Raw genomic sequence first — 18,273 nt, 5'->3', positions numbered from 1 at the left:
ATGAGCTGGGAGTAGAGGAGGTCTTGTATGGACGTATTGGGCTGGATTCTGATTATTGCTTTATTTGCCATAGGCATGCTGGGTGCGGTGTATCCGGTATTACCAGGGGCACTTGCCATTTATTTCGGTTTTTTTGTGTACGGCTGGTTCTTTACGTTCGAGCATTACACGATCTGGTTCTGGATCATCCAGACGTTAATCGTAGTCATTCTTTTTGTAGCTGACTATGTGGTGAATGCTTGGGGTGTTAAGAAGTTCGGCGGTTCACGACTATCGACCATCCTAAGCACAGTGGGGGTTATTGTGGGTCCATTTGTCATCCCGGCATTCGGACTTGTATTGGGACCGTTCATTGGCGCCGTATTGGGTGAACTGCTGCAGCGTCAGTCGCTGGAGAAGGCCGTTCAGGTAGGAATCGGCTCGGTTGTAGGACTGTTTACTAGCACGGTCATGAAGATTGTTCTGCAACTGGCTATGATTATCCTGTTCCTGTTCTGGATATTTTAAGCGCGAGGAAGGTACGACTATTGTCTAAGAAGGAATCCTTTATAAGAGGAACATTGATTCTGGCTGCCGCAGCGCTGGTGGCCAGAGTCTTGGGCCTCGTGCAACGAGTGCCCTTGGAGCACATGTTCGGAGATGTCGGTAACGTGGCATTCACAGCCTCCAACACTGTATATTTGATGCTGCTTACCGTGGCGACAGCGGGTATTCCCAGCACCTTAAGCAAAATGGTGTCGGAGCGCTATGCCTTGAATCGACCGCATGAGGCCGCAAGAATCTATCAGGCGGCTCTGCTCTTTGCTGTCGGCGCAGGTATAATCATGACGATACTGCTATATGTGGGAGCGCCCTATTATGCGACCAATGTCATCAAGCAGCCTGAGGCTGCACTTGCCATACGTGCGTTAGCACCTGCCCTGCTGCTGTTCCCGGCCATTGCCATGATGCGTGGCTATTTTCAGGGACGAGGCAACATGACGGCTGGCGGCATCTCGCAAATCGTCGAACAATTCGCCAGAGTTGGGGTAGCGATCCTGTTAGGGTACATGCTGGTGCAGGCAGGCTATAATGAAGAGTTTAGTGCTGCTGGTGCATCCTTCGGCGGGGTGATTGGCAGCATTGGAGCCTTCGCGGTTATGCTATACTTCACCTTCAAGCTGCGCCGTGAGGACCGAAAGAGCGGAACAGGTGAAGCATTGGGAGCACCCATTCCATTACTGCGGATCTACAAGGACATTTTTACCCTGTCGATCCCGATTGTATTATCCTCACTCGCAGTACCTGCTGTATATTTTATTGATACATCGATCTTGAAGACGCTATTGGTGGACAAAATCGGCGAGGCCAGTGCAACTGGAGCACTCGCTGTACTCGGTGCCAAGGCTCAGAGTGTAGCTGGTATTCCGCCTATTCTTGCCATAGCCCTTAGCCAATCGTTGCTTCCAGTCGTGTCAGCAGCCTTTGCACGCAAGGATATGGATCATCTGCGCGGTCAGATGACCTTGGCATTGCGTATTTCTATTTTGAGCGGTCTGCCGATTGTTATTGCACTCACTACGGCAGCTTATTCCATTAATGGATTGCTATTCAAGGACCTGAGCGGGAGCGGAATTATTGCCGCCTTGACCTTGGGGACCATTTTCCAGATTACGATGATGACCAGTAATTCCATGCTCATCGGGATGGGCAAGCCCAATATCTCTACCATTCATGTCATGGTCGGCCTGGTAGTGAAGCTCGCTGCAAGCTGGATTCTGTCGATCTGGTTCGATGTGTACGGGATCATTGCCGCGACTGCACTGTGCTTCCTGGTCATTACGTTGCTTAACATCCGTGTGCTCAAGGGCATCGTTCCATTCTCTATTTTGGGACGCAAATGGCCAGGCCTGCTCGTGACGGTCGTCATATCAGCGGCTGCAGGCTATGGTATGAATGTATTAACACGGCTACCCTTCGGAGCAACGCCTTCGCGTCTGGTCTTCTTCTTGGCTTGCGGAGTGTCGGGTGCAACAGTTGCACTTGCCTTTGTTGTTCTGATGATTCTGCTGCGAGTGATTACCAGAGAAGAACTTGCAGGCTATCCACGGATTATCCAGAAGCTGCTCAGGCCGTTGATGCGACTGCAGCGTGGACAAGCTCAGTCCGAGGCCGGCAGGGAGTAGGCTATAAGCTTGTTGGCAAGGTGAGATTCGCTTCGGCATCATGAGCCCAAGCGAGCTTCTGAATTCCGAAGCGATGCTCATGGCTGATCTCGAACAAGAGTGGCCTGCGAGGTTTGGTTAAGTAACTCATGACCATCCGTTGTTGATACCAGTCATAATGCGGAATGGGCTCATAGGTGGTATCCGTCCACACCTCATGAAGCTTGGGACTATATAGTCTCTGCCCTTCTGGTAACCATTGCGAGGATACAAGCGCTGCACTCTCTACAGGAGAGCGCAGCGCTTGTTGCCTATGCGGGGTGAATAATCCGGGCCAATATTCGCTTCGAGAGCCTTCATGTGGGACCTGATTAACAAAGGCAGTGACCTGTTCAAGTACTTGCTTGTAACCGAATAGCATGCCGTAGAGTTGCTTACCGAAAGCAATCCGTTTGCTAAGGCTACCGAATTGCTCCAGCACAAGCCCGGCGAGGTGACCATTTACCCCAAGGGGAAAGAGCACTTGGTTCAATTGCAGCCATTGATTCATTTTGAACCCTAGTGTACTGGTAACATGTTTCTGGAAATAGGGATGCTGGATAACTCGACCCTCGATATAATACTGCTCATTAATAATAAGAGCAACGCTTAGCATGACACTATCGCGCTTCGTCCAGAAGCGTTCCCAGAAAGGATGCATGAAGGCAGAGATATGGAAGTGAGGGAGCAGATGGAAGCAACTCCGTCCCAGTCGCCGGCTGTGTGCATACAACTGAAGCTGGGGATAGGCATCTTGGAAAATGAGCGCATTGCTGCGTTCCAACAATCGGTAGAGAGAACTTCGGTCCTGATCTGATAGCAGGTCCTGTAGCAGTCCGCCTTTCAGATCTGTCATGTTATACCCCCCGTTACGGGAGACAAGATGTGCTAGTAGTGCCCAATGCAGCTCAGGGTAGGCTTGATAACAGTCCAGATAAGCAGCGGTGCGTGTAATATTGCTACGATTATGTTGCGCTGTATCATGTTGAATGAGCTCAAGCACCTCTTGATCCTGCTGGCACAAGGTATGCTCGGTAGAGCAATGGCGAATGTTACGGCCAAGGTAGGGAAGGAACAGCTCCAGCTCCTGCAAAGCGGCTTCGGCAGCTTCATGGTTCCAAGGGATAGGGCGGATGGGCAAGCGCAATCTGCGTGATGCGGACCAGGCCGCCTGAGAACCCGTCCACTTGTGTTCAAGAGCTTGGGGGATGGTCCGTGCAAGACGAAGCGTATCACGGAATCCGACAGCAATCTGGTGGAGCCAATCCGACATATTGATCCTTCCTTTCCTGCCTGGCCTGGATTGGAGTGGTTAACATCAGCCGGCACTGAGATCATGTTATTCTAAGTATGGCTTGTTTGACCCTGATTAACCCTGACAGCAAGAACCTGTATGAACTTTTAGATGAGAATGTGCGAGCGCTGTGCAAATTGTATAATTACGGGTACAATAATAATGAGGGTTATTGGTAGTTGATACCAGCAAGTAGGTAGCCACGCTACATGATGCATGCAGAAGGCAGAGCTATTGCCCGTAGGATTAATGTCCACAGAATTATTGTTCCCTAGGAAATGCTCAATTGAACTGAAAGGTGGAATATCTCATGCTAAAAGTAAGTAACAAGGACCAATTTGATGAATTAATTCAGAAGCCCGGTCTAACTGTAGCTGTGTTCAAAGCCGACTGGTGCGGTGATTGTAAATTCATAGATCCCTTCATGCCTGAGGTGGAGGAAAAATATGCGAATCAGCTCACTTTGATTGAAGTGGATGTAGAGCATACGGAAGGAATCAGTGAAGCACATAATGTGCTGGGGATTCCAAGCTTCATCGCTTTTAGCAACGGCCAAGAGCTCGTTCGTCTGGTGAACAGGCTGCGCAAATCCAGAGAAGAAATTGAACAATTTCTGGATCGGGCATCAGAGGTGCATGGAGCGATGACTCTGTAATCCAACGAGTGCTTGTAGGACGGTAGCTTGTGAATTGATGGCAGACAGAAGGATAGATGGACCTCATCTGATGTATGAGGCAAATGCGAATGCGTATGCAAATGCAAATGCGTAGCAAATGACAGGAAGGCATCCTTGCTTAGCAAAGTGGGGATGGCCTTTTTGGTTTGGTCATCTCGTGATAGTCGTTCATGTTTTGTCACAATCTAACCATGTCTGTGATGAATCTATCAGTTATAATTATTTTAGTTAAGTTTTCATAACATTCACCAAAAAAAATATAAAGCTGTAGGTGAGAACAAATTGAAGGGTACTCAAATCTTGAAATGGTTGGCGCTAATAACTTGTTTATTTATGTTTTTGGCTACCTTTGGTGGCGGTGTCGTCACACGGACGGACTCAGGTCTGGGCTGCGGTCAGGAATGGCCGACCTGTAACGGCAAGCTGGTGCCTGCGCATACGGTCGCTTCGGTGATTGAATATTCACACCGCTTCGTTAGTGCAATGGCTGGATTGTTGTCATTATCGAGCTTTGCCGGATTTATGCTGGTATTCCGCAAGCGCCGTACGGATTTGCGAGTGTTCTCTGGCCTGACACTGGCTTTTGTCATCATACAGGGCATCATGGGAGCGTTCGCGGTCGTGTTCTCTCAGTCCACGGCAGTGATGGCGCTGCATTTCGGATTCGCGCTCATTGCTTTCGCCAGTGCCACGATGATGACGCTGGGAGTGTGGCAGGAGGCATCGGATTCGGCCAAGAGCAAGCGAACGCAAGGAGCTCCGGTCAAGAAAGGCTTCCGATGGCTTGTATGGGGCTCTACGATCTACACGTACTTGGCTGTGTATACAGGAGCATTTCTGACCCATGCTACGACCAAGAACATCAATGATTTCCTCGGGATTGCACCGCTGTCGATTCATCAGATCTCAGGTGGATTACTGTTCGTTGTTATTCTGATTGTCGGCCACTTCGCGTATCACAAGCATCCTGATCATCGTGATCTTCGTATGCTGGGGGTCGCTTCAGCGCTCTTGCTGCTGCTGCAGGTCATCGTAGGTATGATTCTGCTGGTTGTAGCGGGCAGACCGGAGATCTACATGTTCGTCGTGCTGTCCCACATGGTTATTATTGCGGCTGCCTTTGCCATTCTGTGCTATATGAGCTTCCGCGTATGGCAGCTCTCACCGGAACGGATGAAGAAAGCGGCACTGGAGTAGGGCTAGTAAGCTGTAGCCTTGCTGGAAAGTACTCGTTCAGAATTCGTTTTGCCTCTAAGTAACTGTGTAGCTATAATGAATATAGTACTGACAAAGTCCGCGAGTTTCTCGTGGACTTTGTCATAGGTATTTAAGGCATTGGGGGAATGAGCGGGGACGGATCAAGGACATGATATAAGGTAAGCTTGAGAACGGTATGTTAAGCTTTGTCGCTTGTATTCGCTGCCTTCCATCATTTCGCACCTAACGAGCTGATATAAGGATACCAGTCTTACGTAGGCTATAAATCCACAAGGGTGATCTGTCGAGGTACGCCATGGAGACAGCATCAAGCTTATGGATAGCTGAGAGTAATCATTTTAATAATACTGACATGTGAGAGTGAGGAAGGGGCGAGTTGATTGCTGCGTACGTTAGTTGGGGAGGAGCCCCGTAAGGACGAAGGAGTCCTGCTGGAAGCCATGAACAGCATGAACGAGACGTTGCAGCTGTTGCAGCGGCGGATACACAAGCATGGTGATCCTTCCCATGAGGACCGTAAGACGGATATTCTGACCCGAGGCCTGATATCTTCCCTGGATGAGCTGGAGCAGAGCACCTTCGTCGCTGGTTACTTTCGTTCAAAGGTGAAGGCGGGAGCAGGAGATCAGATGTCTGCAAGCGATCAGCCCGATTACTCAAGGTATGTCTATTTTTACAAAGATGGATTCATACGGGTATTCTCCATGCTCGATAAACTTGGTAATCTGTTAAATGATCTGTACGATCTCAATACAACCCGTGTAAAAGCACATTATTCCTACTACACGGTGCTTCGCCAGTTCAAATATCTGAAGGTACACGGTACACTTGCTAACCGTTTGTTTGATCTGAAGGATGAGTACAGGGCGCCGATGGACCGATTGCGCAAGCGTCGAAATATCGAGGTACATCATATGAGCCCTGAAATGCAGGATGATCTGTGGCAAAGGCATAGAGCCTTGTTCGGTCCAATCCGACTGGAGGATGTGGATGCACATCTGGAGGATCTGAGGCAGGGTCTGGAGATGGTGTGTCGGAGTGTAACAGTGGCATTCGACTACACCAATGATTTCTTGAGGAGAGCGCAGAAGAACAAAATCCACTAAGCTTAGCTTCAGTAGATGATAACAATGAATTGTTGCAGTCGATGATCGTAATGTAGAGTAGTGTAGTGTAAAGCGATGCAAAAGTGACAGAAGGACCATCGGTAAGATGGTCTTTTTTGGTGTAAAAAACAAATCATATATTGAAGGAAATGGAAATAAAGTGGCGAATTACTTTCTTAGGCTTGTATCCATATCTTGAAGGAGGAGAATAGCAATGCGTAGACGAAAGAGGCAAGGGAAGGTTGGTGTATTGATAATTGTAAGCGCTTTATTAATGTCTTTAGGAATGTTCTCTCCACAGACATCGGCTGCCGGGCTTGAATATCGTTTTGATTTTGGAGCGGGGGCAGTAGAGCCTGGATACGTGGGGGTCAGGGCAGAGGATGGCTATACTGCTAGCAAAGGATACGGCTTTCAGACACCCGAGCATATGCGTAATGTGACGGCCTCGGGTACAGGAGTCAAGTCGGACGCGGTGCAATTCAGACAATTCGGTATCAAGAGCAGCAATACCTTTAATGTGGATCTGCCAACAGGTCTCTATGAGGTAAAAGTTACACTTGGTAATACGAGCAGAGCCAGTGTCGCTGCAGAAGGGGTCTACCAGTTGATGAATCTGACCGGTAATGGAGCAGTCGATCGCTTCCAAATCCCGGTTACTGACGGGCAGTTGAACCTGCTAGTTACGGAGGGAAAAGAGGGGACAGCTTTTACACTGAGTGCGCTCGAAATCGTGCAGCTATCAAGTCAGCTGGCGACGAATCGTACAATCTACATTGGTGGTGATTCGACGGTGTGCAACTATTACCCGTTGGATAGCAGTGCACAGGGCGGCTGGGGACAATTACTGCCAGGATATGTAGATGGAGATGTGTTCCAGGTGCGTAACATGGCCACAGGTGGTCAGATTGCAAGGGGCTTCCGCGATGATGGACAGATGGAGAGTGTTCTACAATATATTAAGCCTGGCGACTACTTCATCCTGCAATTCGGCATTAATGATACGAATGCGAAGCATCAGGTCAGCGAGGCTCAATTCAAGGAAGCGATGCGGGATATGGTAATTCAGGCAAAGGCCAAAGGGGCCCATGTCATATTATCGACACCACAAGGTAGAGCCACAGATTTCAATGCGAATCAGGTACATTCATCCGTGAACAGATGGTACAGAGGGGCTACGCTAGCTTTGGCACAGGAGGAGAATGTAACGCTGGTCGATCTTAATGTGCTCAGCTCAGCCTACTTTACCTCTATTGGACCAGAGGCGACTCTGAATCTCTATATGCCAGGAGATACTCTGCATCCGAACCGTCAGGGAGCTGAGCAGCTAGCTAGACTTGTAGCCGAGGATCTGAGACGGCAGGGGCTGGAGGGGTGGTAAGCCTCTATATGTAACCTCATCATCAATTGGAAATGCATTCCATTACAAATTGAGAATCTATTACAAACAGGATTCATCCATAGCCTTCAGGCGTCACTTTGCTGACTGTCCGGGGGCTTTCATGCGTAACTACAAAAATTGACCTTTGACAAACGTGTGTAAACTATCTATACTGAAAGCTAGTTTCATATATTTTGATTATTTACATGTCGTATTCATTCAGATATTGAGATCTGATTATAATAGCATAATTCTTATCGAGAGTGGTGGAGGGACTGGCCCTTTGAAGCCCGGCAACCGGTTATCCCCGTCGTATAGACGAGCGGGGCGAACGTCATGGTGCTAATTCCAACAATACATCTATGAATAGATTGTATTGGCAGATGAGACAAGTGGTGCAGTTCATGCAAGAGCCCTTATCCTTCTGTGATAAGGGCTCTTCTATTTATGTATATTTCGGGGCAGTTACGGCAGGATAGGGTAAAGGTAAGAAAGGGGGGCACGTCTTTGATTGAAATCAAGCAATTAACGAAGTATTACGGTAAGGGAAATCAAAAAAATATCGCCTTGTCCAATCTGGACTTGACTATAGAAAAGGGTGAAATCTTCGGTGTCATCGGTCACTCCGGTGCAGGCAAGAGTACATTGATTCGATGTGTGAATCTTCTCGAACGCCCAAGCTCAGGAGAGGTATGGGTAGGGGGCGTGAATCTGACGGCGCTTCCCCGCAATCAGCTGCAATTGGCGAGACGTAAGATCAGCATGATCTTCCAGCATTTTAACCTGTTGTCCTCTGCGACGGTCTATGAGAATGTAGCCTTCCCCCTGCGACTGGTTCACACTCCTGCAGCTAAGCTGGATGCCAAAGTGAGAGAACTACTGGTGTTGGTAGGACTGGAGCAGCATAGCTCCAAATATCCAGCTCAGCTATCCGGGGGACAGAAGCAACGGGTAGGAATTGCACGAGCACTAGCAAGTGATCCAGATGTGCTCCTGTGTGACGAGGCAACCTCGGCACTTGACCCGCAGACGACGAATTCTATTCTGAAGCTCCTGCGAGATATTAATCAGCGCTTTAATCTAACTATTATGCTCATTACGCATGAGATGCACGTTATTCAGAGCATTTGCGATCGAGTAGGTGTTATCCATCAGGGTGGGATTGTTGAGCAAGGCCCTGTATCAGAGGTATTCTTGAAGCCGAAGCATCCGGTTACGAGAGATTTCATACTGAGAGAAGCCGATGAGCAGCAAGAGCTTAGTAAGATTCTCCAGGCGGCCCATCAGGATTCAGCCCAGATTGTGAAGATCTCGTTCCTTGGTAGCCAGACCTATGATCCGATCCTCTCTAAGGCTGTGCGTAATACGGGTGTGGACTTTGCGATCCTGCAGGGAACCATCTCTACCTTGAAGGATACGCCTTATGGCCAGCTTATCGTACGCTTTGAGGGTGCTGCTCCTGATATTAGCCGGACAATAGCCGAGCTCACTGCCCAGGGGCTGGATGTGGAGGTCATGCAATGATAGTGGATCTGGATTTTTCCCAGATAAATTGGGAAGAGGTTAGCAAGTCGACGATCGATACCCTGAGAATGTTGGGTGCCTCCGGGCTCTTCACCTTACTTCTAGGGCTTCCCCTGGGCGTAGTGCTATTTCTGACGAGCCGTTCGTCTAATGTCGTTTTGCAGATTGTCTATAATATATTATCCGTCATTGTAAATATTCTGCGCTCCGTACCATTCATCATTCTGATTGTGGCTCTGATTCCGCTGACGCGTCTTATCGTTGGCACGTCTATTGGTGTCGAGGGTACGATTCCACCACTTGTCATAGGAGCCGTGCCGTTCTTTGCCCGTTTGGTGGAGACGTCCTTGCGCGAGGTAGACCGAGGCGTCATTGAGGCGGCCCAATCAATGGGTGCCTCCACGACCCAGATTATTTTCCGAGTCCTGCTACGCGAGGCGCTCCCTGGTCTGGTGGCTGCGCTGACAATTACTATTGTTACGCTTGTATCCTACACCGCGATGTCGGGAATGATTGGTGGTGGCGGGCTGGGTGCCCTAGCCATCAACTATGGATATTACAGGTATAATCTGCCAGTCATGATTGTGGCTGTTGCACTGATGGTTGTCATTGTACAGGTGCTGCAGATGGTCGGTGACCGTCTGGTTCGGCATTACACACGGAAATAAGGAAAACATATATATAGATCCTTATGTCACTATTTTTATTAATCACATTGGAGGGGTACACATGAAAAAATGGTCTCTATTGTTACTGAGCATTACCTTGATGGCGGTTCTCGCAGCTTGCGGCAACAATTCCCAAGGTAATCAGGCGGCAGGCGAAGCTGAGCCGACACCAGGAGGCGCACCGCGTCAAGTTGAGCTGAAGGTAGGAGCAACAGCAGTTCCGCATGCGGAAATTCTGGAAGCTATTAAGCCAAGCCTGGAAGCACAAGGTGTTCGTTTGCAGGTAGTAACTTTTAATGATTATGTACAGCCGAACGTACAAGTATTCGACAAGCAATTGGATGCGAACTTCTTCCAGCACAAGCCTTACCTGGATAGCGAGAACGAGACACGCGGCATGGACCTCGTGCCTGTCGTATCTGTACACGTTGAACCTATGGGTGCCTACTCCCAGAAGCTTACATCCATCGACGAACTGAAGGATGGAGCAATTGTAGGTATTCCTAACGATGCAACGAATGGTGGACGTGCTCTGGTATTGCTTGCTAAACAAGGGCTGATTACGCTCAAAGATAACACGGATGTTGGTTCCACTATTGCTGACATTACGGCTAACCCTAAGAACCTTGATATCAAGGAAGCCGATGCAGCCATTCTGCCGCGTCAATTGCCGGATCTCGACCTGGCCGTTATCAATACGAACTATGCATTGGAAGCTCAATTGAATCCTACACAGGATGCACTGTTCATCGAGGACAAAGAATCTCCTTATGCGAACTTGCTTGTATCCCGTCCGGATAACAAGGATTCCGAGGGAATTCAAGCGCTGGCCAAAGCGCTGCAATCCGATGAAGTTAGAAAATTCATTGAAGACAAGTACCAAGGTGCGATCGTTCCAGCGTTCTAAGTTGGCATCATTGGTCCAAATAACATACAGCTATTCGTTGTCAGAACAGCCAGCCTCCGCTTCGACGGATGCTGGCTTTTTTTGAGTTAACAGGTGCTCTTCTTGTGGGGAGGTGTTAAATCGAATATACTGTTGCTGTGACCGTTCTCTGTGCAGAGGAGGAAGGATGTTGAGACACAGAATAGCCCTTATAACTGGAAGCGCCAAAGGTCTTGGCCGAATGACGGCTCTTCAGCTGGCTGATCTGGGCTGCGACATCGCACTGAATTATGTACACAGTCAGGCGGAAGCGGAGGAGCTTCAGCAGCAGATCAGAATGAAGGGCGTGCGGTGTATTGCAGTACAGGCGGATATATCGAGGCCTGACCAGATTGAGGAACTTATTAGCCGGGTAGAGCAGGAGCTCGGCGGCGTGGATATCATGGTTAATAATGCAGGACCATTCATTCGTGAACGCCGTTTATTTGCCGAGTATACCCATGTGGAGATTCAATCCTTAATTCAGGGGAACCTGGTAGGAGCCATGCTCCTGGATCACTATGTGCTGCCCCACATGCGTAAGCAGCGTTGGGGAAGAATTATTCACTTTGGCTTCGGACATGCTGGAGAAGCAAGATCGTGGCCGCACAGAGCGGTATATGCGGCAGCCAAGGTAGGACTTGTATCCTTCACGAAGACACTGGCAGTGGAAGAGGCCCCATTTGGCATAACTGTAAATATGATCTGTCCTGGTGATATTCGGGGGGATAATAAAGAAAAGACGATCGCAGAGGTCAGCAGTCTGCCTGATCCAGAGACACCTAGAGGAAGACCCGGCAGCGGGGAGGATGTAGCCCGTGTCATCGCTTATTTGTGCGGGGATGATTCGGATTTTATTACTGGGAACATTATGGACATCTCAGGGGGGCTGGACCCAATCCGACCTTCCATCGGTAAATCTTCAGTGAAGCCGGAGCAAGCTAATATAGTGGATTGATGACTAAGGGTAATAAGGGTCCGTGCTTCGTATGAGAAGCCGAGAGCAACAAAACCAATAGCCCGGGTGGATACATGAACATGCGTAAAAAAAAGAGTCTTGGCTTCAGCTGAAGCCAGGACTCTCTGTCATAAAATATGCAGGGGCATATCTTAGAATACTTGTACCACTTCTTGAACGCCTTCCACTTCTTCGAGAAGGGCACGTTCAATACCTGCTTTCAACGTGATCGTTGAACTCGGGCAGCTGCCGCATGCACCCATCAGCTTCAGCTTCACGATGCCGTCTTCAACATCTACCAGTTCCACGTCACCGCCGTCGCGCTGCAAGAAAGGACGCAATTTGTCCAACACTTCCAGTACTTCATCATACAAGGTGATGCTTTGCGTGTTATCGCTCATTTAGAATTCAACTCCTTTCCTGATACCTATTATTATAGTACAATTCAGGTTAAATTAAAATGGCCTTACGAAAAGCAGGTGAAATGAATTGAGACCAATTATCGAATTTTGCAGCAGTAATATTCATCTGGGTACAGAGGAGGTCATGACTCGTCTGGAAGAGAATCCAGACTATGATGTGATCGAATATGGATGCCTGACCAATTGCGGGCAATGTTATATGGAGCCTTATGCCATGGTCAATGGCGAGATCGTGGCAGCAGATTCGGCTGATGCGCTGTATGAGGCGGTTATTGCCAAGATCAAGGAAGCTGAAGCATGGCTGGAGATTGATTTGGATTAAAAATAAGGGTTCCCGCGCTTGAGCACATCCAAGCGGGGAACCCTTTACTGTGTTAACGAATGTTGCAGCCGACCTAATTGTCCCCTAGATGCTATCCGAAATGACGCTTGGATTTCCATAGGACACCGCTCTTGAGCAGACGCGGAATACGTCCGCGGAGAGAAGCTGCTCCCATGAAGCCATAGCCGAAGCCGGCCTTTTTGCCAAGAGAGCCCAGAGTGCCACGTAATCTAATCGGATGTGGATGCGGAGTGTCTCCCTTCCATAGTGCTCTCACAATATGGGCAATACGCTCACCCTGAGCTTCAGCTGCCTGAGCACTTGGAGAGAAAGGAAGGCTCGCACAATCCCCAACCACGTATACCTCCGGGTGCTGTGGAATCTGATATAGCTCATTCAGCAATATACGCCCTTGCGCATCCTTGGCTACTTGCAGGTCCTGTACAGCCTTGACGGGCTGAATCCCTGCTGTCCACACTACGGCATCGGTTAGCATTTCCGCATCCCGATTGTAGATGGCAGATGGTTCTACGCGGGATACGGCTACATGGGACATGGTATCCACCTGATGCTCTTTGAACCAGGCATGGACATACGTTGACAATCGTTGTGGAAAGGCGGTTAAGACGCGCTCTCCACGGTCCAGGATAGCAATGTTAAGATCAGGGCGACTCTCGCGAAGCTCAGCAGCCAATTCGACGCCACTTAATCCCCCGCCAACAATGTGCACCTGACCGTATGGCTTGATTTCGTTCAGGCGTAGATAGGTCTGGCGAGTACTGTTGAAGGATTGGATTGTGGAGGCATAGTCCTTGGCACCGGGTGTGTTGTGGAACCGATCTGTACAGCCTAGCCCAATCACAAGCTGGTCATACTCCAGAGGATCACCGATCATGAAGTGCACGGTCTTGTTCTCCAGGTCAATCGAGGTAACCTCACCGTAGCGGCGAGTAAGCTCGGCATGTGCCGGAAAGGAGACTCTGAGCTCCAGATCAGAGACAGTCCCCGCAGCCAGTGCATAATACTCGGTCTTCAGACCCTGAAAGGGCATGCGATCGACGAGGATGATCTCGATGTCTTTGGGAACGTGCTTATCCAGCAATTCTTTGGCAATGGTGAGGCCGCCGTAGCCGCCCCCCAGAATGACGAATTTCTTCATATCAGGTCAGCCCTTTCTGTGTTGTGCTGTTACTAGGCTTTATCCTTTAGCTCATGTTGGCTCGTGCCTGTTATGGCTTGTGAGTCGATTCATTGCATTCTGTTTATTCTTGCTGTATGTTAATTCAGATTACCCGTGCCAAGCTTTATGATCTCTCCAGTGAACAATGCCTGTTTAACCTGTTAGAAGGTATCTGCTTCAGGCTTATTCGTACACTTCGATCTCGTTGTAGAAGGTATCCCGTTCAACGGGAATGCGTCCTGCACCCTTCACTAGCCAGATCAGCTCTTTGCGAGTCAAGCCTTCAGGAGTCAGTGCGCCAGCAGCGTGACTGATCTTCTCACGAACGATCGTGCCATGCACGTCGGATGCGCCGAAGGATAGAGCCACTTGTGTCAGCTGAGGTCCAATGTTAATGAAGTAAGCCTTGATATGATCGATGTTATCCAGCATCAGACGGCTGATGGCAATTGTCTTAAGATCTTCGTAAGCCGAGTTGCGGCGCATAATGCTGGCATTCTTGCTCTTAGGCTGCATGGACAGCGGTATGAACACCATGAACCCGTTCGTCTCATCCTGTAGCTGGCGAACCTGCAGCATGTGGTTGATGCGATCCTCATAGGATTCTACTGAGCCGTACAGCATCGTCGTATGCGTGCGCATACCCATGTTATGGGCTGTACGGTGTACTTCAAGATAGCGGTCCACATTTGCTTTGTCGACACGCATTTTTTGGCGATACTCATCGCTGAGGATTTCGGCACCACCGCCAGTCAGGGAACGCAGTCCAGCACCTCGCAGCTCATGCAGCACCTCGGAGATGCTGAGTCTACTGATACGTGTGAAGAAGTCAATCTCCGCAGCCGTGTAGGCCTTGAGAGTGACATTCGGATATTTCTCGTGCAGAGCCTTCAGGGAGTCTACATAGTATTGAAAAGGAACATGCGGATTATGTCCACCTACAATGTGGAATTCCCGAACGCCAGGATGGATATGCTGCTCTACATATTCAATCATTTCAGAGCCAGAGAGGGTGTAGGCACCATCATCGCCCTGATCCTTTCGGAAATTACAAAAGGCACAGCGTGCCTCGCATACATTCGTGAAGTATAGACTCATATTCTCAATGAAGTATACTTTCTTGCCGTTCTTGCGCAGGTTAGCTTCATTCGCAAGCTGCCCAAGCGTCAGCAGATCATCCGTTTCATATAAATAAATGCCGTCCTCTAGAGACAGGCGCTGACCCTGCTGTACCTTCTCTACGATCTCCGCCATGCGTTTATCTGTAAAAGGTGTTGTTAATGTGGACATACCAATTTCCTCCTTCAAGTTGCTGGGTGATGCGTGAAGGAATAGCTGGCTTCACGATGCACACAGGATGCCCGCTTTCGTCGGTTAGTCCCGGCTTCACGGTCTCACACAATAAGTGAAAAATGTTACAATGATAAATGTGTCGATTGAGCGACTTCTTGTTGACAAAATTCCGACAGTTCATCTACTGCGTCGTTTCTATTATAAACCTGACGTTGCAGGTGTTCAATACAATTGCTGTGAAAAAGGGTGTTCGGGCGGCAGCTTGCGTTGTGAATGATGACTTGAGGACCTTCTGTATGTGGAGTATACTGAAATAGAACTGAAGAAATAAAGGAGGAAATAGCATGATTACCATTTCGGAATCTGCGGCAGATCGGCTGAAGGAGATGCTGTCTCAGCAGGAGACGCCTAATATGTTCTTGCGTCTTGGCGTGACTCCAGGCGGCTGCACGGGATTTTCTTATGCGATGGGCTTTGACGATCAAGAATCTGATCAGGATATATATATGAATGTACAGGATATGAAGGTTGTTGTAGAGAAGGAGAACCTACGTTACCTGGACGGCCTTGAGATTGACTTCGAGGAATCTGGTATGACGGGCGGGTTCACCATCCACAATCCGAATGCTGTTGCCACTTGCGGCTGCGGCTCTAGCTTCCGTACTCGTGAAGAAGCCGGTGTCCCTGACAAGGAATGCTAATGTTCTTGTAGATTAACAATAACCTTGAATGAGGGACTTTAATAATCCCAGAAATTCGTTGCAGGGGTTGTGAATCACGCGGCCTCTATGGCGTATTAGTCTCGTACTAATTACGTTATGGAGGTCTTTTTGCTTTGTTTTTATAGTGTCTTTTTTATACCCCTAAGATCTGACTTCAGAAAAAGTCACGGCAATATCTAACCAGTTGTCTAGAATAGCAGTCTATTCTGCCGTGATGGATCAGGCAACTGGAGTAGTCCTTCTGGGACCGACCGCTGAGAAATTAACAGCTTTATTGAAAGACATCTCATCTGTTACTACGTACACCAATGTCGATCTAGAAAAGTACAGGGCCCTTCTTCAATTTGCGAATGAACTTCATCCCCTGCTTACTGATTATTATGTTCCAATGATCGCTTGTGTACATGATCTCATCCACGAGGGCTTTCAGCCAATGATCACTGATTGTCAGAATATCTTTGTTCATGTTGAAAAAAAGGTAAGCTATCAAATTTCAAAGCAGCTTATGGTATAATCAAATCATCTATTCGACAAAACTCTCCAATTTAGAACAGGTGAACCCCTTCCTGCCGCTTTTTTTGCTGGTGGTCTTTTTTATTTAAATCTAGCGAAAAGGGCAGTGCTCTTCTCTGGAATGACTTACTAGTCAGATCTTGAGTATCTCTGTTAGGGAAGATTCGGCCAGGCTGTCACTTCGGTAAGAGGAACTTGTCGTAAGCAGCAGATCCGAGAAGGGGAAATAATCTTGAGAAAATACATAGATCTCTTGCTGGCTAACATACGTACTCAAATGGATGACTGGTTCGATCTCTCTCAAGCTATCGAGCATGAAGAAGTGCGTCGATTCCTTCATTCGGTCAAGGGCACCGCAGGCACATTGCAGATGTCAGCTCTATCCGAGCTGTCCAGCTCGTTGCTGGAGCAACTAGAGCCCATCTCCGATTATGTATGGACGCCTCACGAGCTACGTACCTTCCTAATGCCTATCATTAAGACTAGCTACACCACTGGACATAGCCAGGAGCTTGAGATGAAGCATCCGATGCCTACAAGAGCAGAGATCCCCACCGAGCAGCCGCTCGTCCTCATTTTGGATGATGACGCTGCTCTGCTTCAATTTTTGAAGGAAGAGTTGGAGTCGAGGGGTTTTTTTGTCATCGCTACGGTCAATCCCAATCAAGCGATTCACTACTTCCATGATTTATGGCCAGACTGTCTGATTCTGGACCTGATTATTCCCGAAAAAAACGGATTCGAGGTTATTGCTACCTTGAAGGATCGGATCAGCAAGGGCTTCATTCCGACAACGATCATCAGCACAGATACCAGAAAAGAGAGCCGACTTAGGGCGTTTGAGATGGGAGCAGATGATTTTCTCAATAAACCGCTAGATATGGATGAGCTGCTGGCGCGCTTGAATCGGCAAATGCGGAAGAAGAAGCAAATCGACAACCTGTTATTTATGGACGAGCTAACGGGAGTTATGAACAGGAAATACCTGGATGAAGCATATATGCGGTTATGCCGTGAACGCAATCGTCTGAATTCCAACTTCTCTTTAGCGGTCATTGATCTGGACTATTTCAAAAAGGTGAATGATCAGCATGGCCATCTTGTTGGCGACAAGGTGCTGCTTGGATTCACCTCGTACATGAAGGAGAATATTCGCACGGCAGACATTTTGATACGGTTTGGTGGTGAGGAATTCGTACTATTATTGCCGCAGACCAGTGCTGAAGAAGCCAAGCAGGTTCTTGAACGACTGCTTAGGGAATTCTCGACTCTGGAGCTGGGGGCGCCTGATGCGAGCTTGCGGATGACGTTCTCGGCTGGCGTAGTGGAAGTACTGGATGCTGATCCACAGCAGTGTCGCGAGTGGCTGAGCATTGCTGATTTGGCATTGTACGAAGCCAAGGAGCGTGGTCGCAATAGGGTGGAGGTTGGCTATACGGGTATGGTCAAAGAGACATACTCCCGTAAATTGAACATCGCGATTATTGATGACGATGCCATCATTCGCGCGCTGCTGCTGGAATCCTTGCAGGAGTCGATGGGTGGGATCATGCCGGTAGAGGTGAGGGCTTATCGCGATGGCGAAATGTTTTTTGCGGACCCCTGGCATGCTCAATCGTCCCCGTTCCTGGTCGTTCTGGATGGTGTTATGCCGAAAATGGATGGTCTGGAGGTGCTGGAGCGTATTCGAATGCTACCGAGGTCCAGTATGTATTCTGTCATTATGCTTACGGGTCGCAAAGAGGAGAACGATATTGTACGTGCCTTGCAGCTTGGTGCAGATGATTATCTGACTAAGCCATTTCATATCGGTGAGCTAGAGGCCCGGATGAAGCGGCTGCTTGCCCGCATGAATCTGGCCATCAAAAGTTAAACATAAGTCTGAGGG

At 48.7% G+C, this 18,273-nt stretch carries 18 protein-coding genes and 1 riboswitch; of the genes, 14 read left to right on the top strand and 4 right to left on the bottom strand.

The annotated features are described in order from the left end of the window. Window positions 1-27 precede the first annotated feature (27 nt). Window positions 28-507, top strand: coding sequence for a DUF456 domain-containing protein (locus tag D328_RS0113810; protein ID WP_018885616.1), 480 nt, complete (start codon window positions 28-30; stop codon window positions 505-507). A gap of 20 nt (window positions 508-527) precedes the next feature. After that, the gene (locus tag D328_RS0113805; RefSeq protein ID WP_018885615.1) at window positions 528-2,165 is read left to right on the top strand and encodes a putative polysaccharide biosynthesis protein; all 1,638 of its coding nucleotides are present in this window, start codon (window positions 528-530) and stop codon (window positions 2,163-2,165) included. 1 nt (window position 2,166) lies between these two features. Here D328_RS0113805 and D328_RS0113800 read toward each other — a convergent pair whose 3' ends face one another. Beyond that, window positions 2,167-3,462 (bottom strand): DUF2515 family protein, encoded by a 1,296-nt coding sequence (locus D328_RS0113800; protein WP_026281173.1) that lies wholly within the window; start codon window positions 3,460-3,462, stop codon window positions 2,167-2,169. Between the two features lie 325 nt (window positions 3,463-3,787). Here D328_RS0113800 and D328_RS0113795 point away from each other — a divergent pair, with 325 nt between their 5' ends. From D328_RS0113795 to D328_RS0113760, 8 genes are all read left to right on the top strand, one after another. Beyond that, a complete protein-coding gene (locus D328_RS0113795; RefSeq protein ID WP_018885613.1) occupies window positions 3,788-4,132 on the top strand; it encodes a thioredoxin family protein in 345 nt (114 codons plus the stop codon). A 354-nt stretch (window positions 4,133-4,486) separates the two neighbouring features. Next, the gene (locus D328_RS0113790; protein ID WP_154659085.1) at window positions 4,487-5,350 is read left to right on the top strand and encodes a COX15/CtaA family protein; all 864 of its coding nucleotides are present in this window, start codon (window positions 4,487-4,489) and stop codon (window positions 5,348-5,350) included. A 401-nt stretch (window positions 5,351-5,751) separates the two neighbouring features. Beyond that, window positions 5,752-6,477, top strand: coding sequence for a Cthe_2314 family HEPN domain-containing protein (locus tag D328_RS0113785; protein ID WP_018885611.1), 726 nt, complete (start codon window positions 5,752-5,754; stop codon window positions 6,475-6,477). A 274-nt stretch (window positions 6,478-6,751) separates the two neighbouring features. Next, window positions 6,752-7,858, top strand: coding sequence for a rhamnogalacturonan acetylesterase (locus D328_RS0113780; protein ID WP_051091153.1), 1,107 nt, complete (start codon window positions 6,752-6,754; stop codon window positions 7,856-7,858). Between the two features lie 251 nt (window positions 7,859-8,109). Next, window positions 8,110-8,248, top strand: a riboswitch (SAM riboswitch). A 117-nt stretch (window positions 8,249-8,365) separates the two neighbouring features. Continuing rightward, on the top strand, window positions 8,366-9,382 hold the full coding sequence (locus D328_RS0113775) for a methionine ABC transporter ATP-binding protein (protein ID WP_018885609.1): 1,017 nt from the start codon (window positions 8,366-8,368) through the stop codon (window positions 9,380-9,382). After that, window positions 9,382-10,050, top strand: coding sequence for a methionine ABC transporter permease (locus D328_RS0113770; RefSeq protein ID WP_025680200.1), 669 nt, complete (start codon window positions 9,382-9,384; stop codon window positions 10,048-10,050). The genes D328_RS0113775 and D328_RS0113770 overlap by 1 nt, the downstream gene beginning before the upstream one ends. A gap of 61 nt (window positions 10,051-10,111) precedes the next feature. Continuing rightward, window positions 10,112-10,957, top strand: coding sequence for a MetQ/NlpA family ABC transporter substrate-binding protein (locus tag D328_RS0113765; protein ID WP_018885607.1), 846 nt, complete (start codon window positions 10,112-10,114; stop codon window positions 10,955-10,957). Window positions 10,958-11,126: 169 nt separating this feature from the next. Beyond that, the gene (locus D328_RS0113760; RefSeq protein WP_018885606.1) at window positions 11,127-11,933 is read left to right on the top strand and encodes an SDR family oxidoreductase; all 807 of its coding nucleotides are present in this window, start codon (window positions 11,127-11,129) and stop codon (window positions 11,931-11,933) included. Window positions 11,934-12,085: 152 nt separating this feature from the next. On the opposite strand, the gene D328_RS0113755 is transcribed toward D328_RS0113760, so the two are convergent. Beyond that, window positions 12,086-12,334 carry a NifU family protein gene (locus D328_RS0113755; protein WP_018885605.1) on the bottom strand — a complete coding sequence of 83 codons (249 nt, stop codon included), beginning with the start codon at window positions 12,332-12,334 and terminating at the stop codon, window positions 12,086-12,088. Between the two features lie 88 nt (window positions 12,335-12,422). Here D328_RS0113755 and D328_RS0113750 point away from each other — a divergent pair, with 88 nt between their 5' ends. Further along, the gene (locus D328_RS0113750) at window positions 12,423-12,677 is read left to right on the top strand and encodes a YuzB family protein (protein WP_018885604.1); all 255 of its coding nucleotides are present in this window, start codon (window positions 12,423-12,425) and stop codon (window positions 12,675-12,677) included. 91 nt (window positions 12,678-12,768) lie between these two features. Here the strand turns inward: D328_RS0113750 and D328_RS0113745 are convergent, their stop codons facing one another. After that, window positions 12,769-13,836, bottom strand: coding sequence for an NAD(P)/FAD-dependent oxidoreductase (locus D328_RS0113745; RefSeq protein ID WP_018885603.1), 1,068 nt, complete (start codon window positions 13,834-13,836; stop codon window positions 12,769-12,771). 204 nt (window positions 13,837-14,040) lie between these two features. Continuing rightward, window positions 14,041-15,147: an aminofutalosine synthase MqnE gene (mqnE, locus tag D328_RS0113740; RefSeq protein ID WP_018885602.1), complete on the bottom strand. Its 1,107-nt coding sequence runs from the start codon at window positions 15,145-15,147 to the stop codon at window positions 14,041-14,043. Window positions 15,148-15,494: 347 nt separating this feature from the next. On the opposite strand from mqnE, the gene D328_RS0113735 reads away from it, so the two are divergent. From D328_RS0113735 to D328_RS0113725, 3 genes are all read left to right on the top strand, one after another. Next, the gene (locus tag D328_RS0113735; RefSeq protein ID WP_018885601.1) at window positions 15,495-15,851 is read left to right on the top strand and encodes a HesB/IscA family protein; all 357 of its coding nucleotides are present in this window, start codon (window positions 15,495-15,497) and stop codon (window positions 15,849-15,851) included. A gap of 232 nt (window positions 15,852-16,083) precedes the next feature. Next, window positions 16,084-16,386 carry a hypothetical protein gene (locus D328_RS0113730; RefSeq protein ID WP_154659060.1) on the top strand — a complete coding sequence of 101 codons (303 nt, stop codon included), beginning with the start codon at window positions 16,084-16,086 and terminating at the stop codon, window positions 16,384-16,386. Window positions 16,387-16,617: 231 nt separating this feature from the next. Beyond that, window positions 16,618-18,258, top strand: coding sequence for a GGDEF domain-containing response regulator (locus tag D328_RS0113725; protein WP_018885599.1), 1,641 nt, complete (start codon window positions 16,618-16,620; stop codon window positions 18,256-18,258). The last annotated feature ends 15 nt before the right edge of the window (window positions 18,259-18,273 follow it).

The sequence above is a fragment of the Paenibacillus massiliensis 2301065 = DSM 16942 genome, from assembly GCF_000377505.1.
GTDB lineage: Bacteria > Bacillota > Bacilli > Paenibacillales > Paenibacillaceae > Paenibacillus > Paenibacillus massiliensis.
This window is presented reverse-complemented; position numbering and strand designations above follow the sequence as displayed.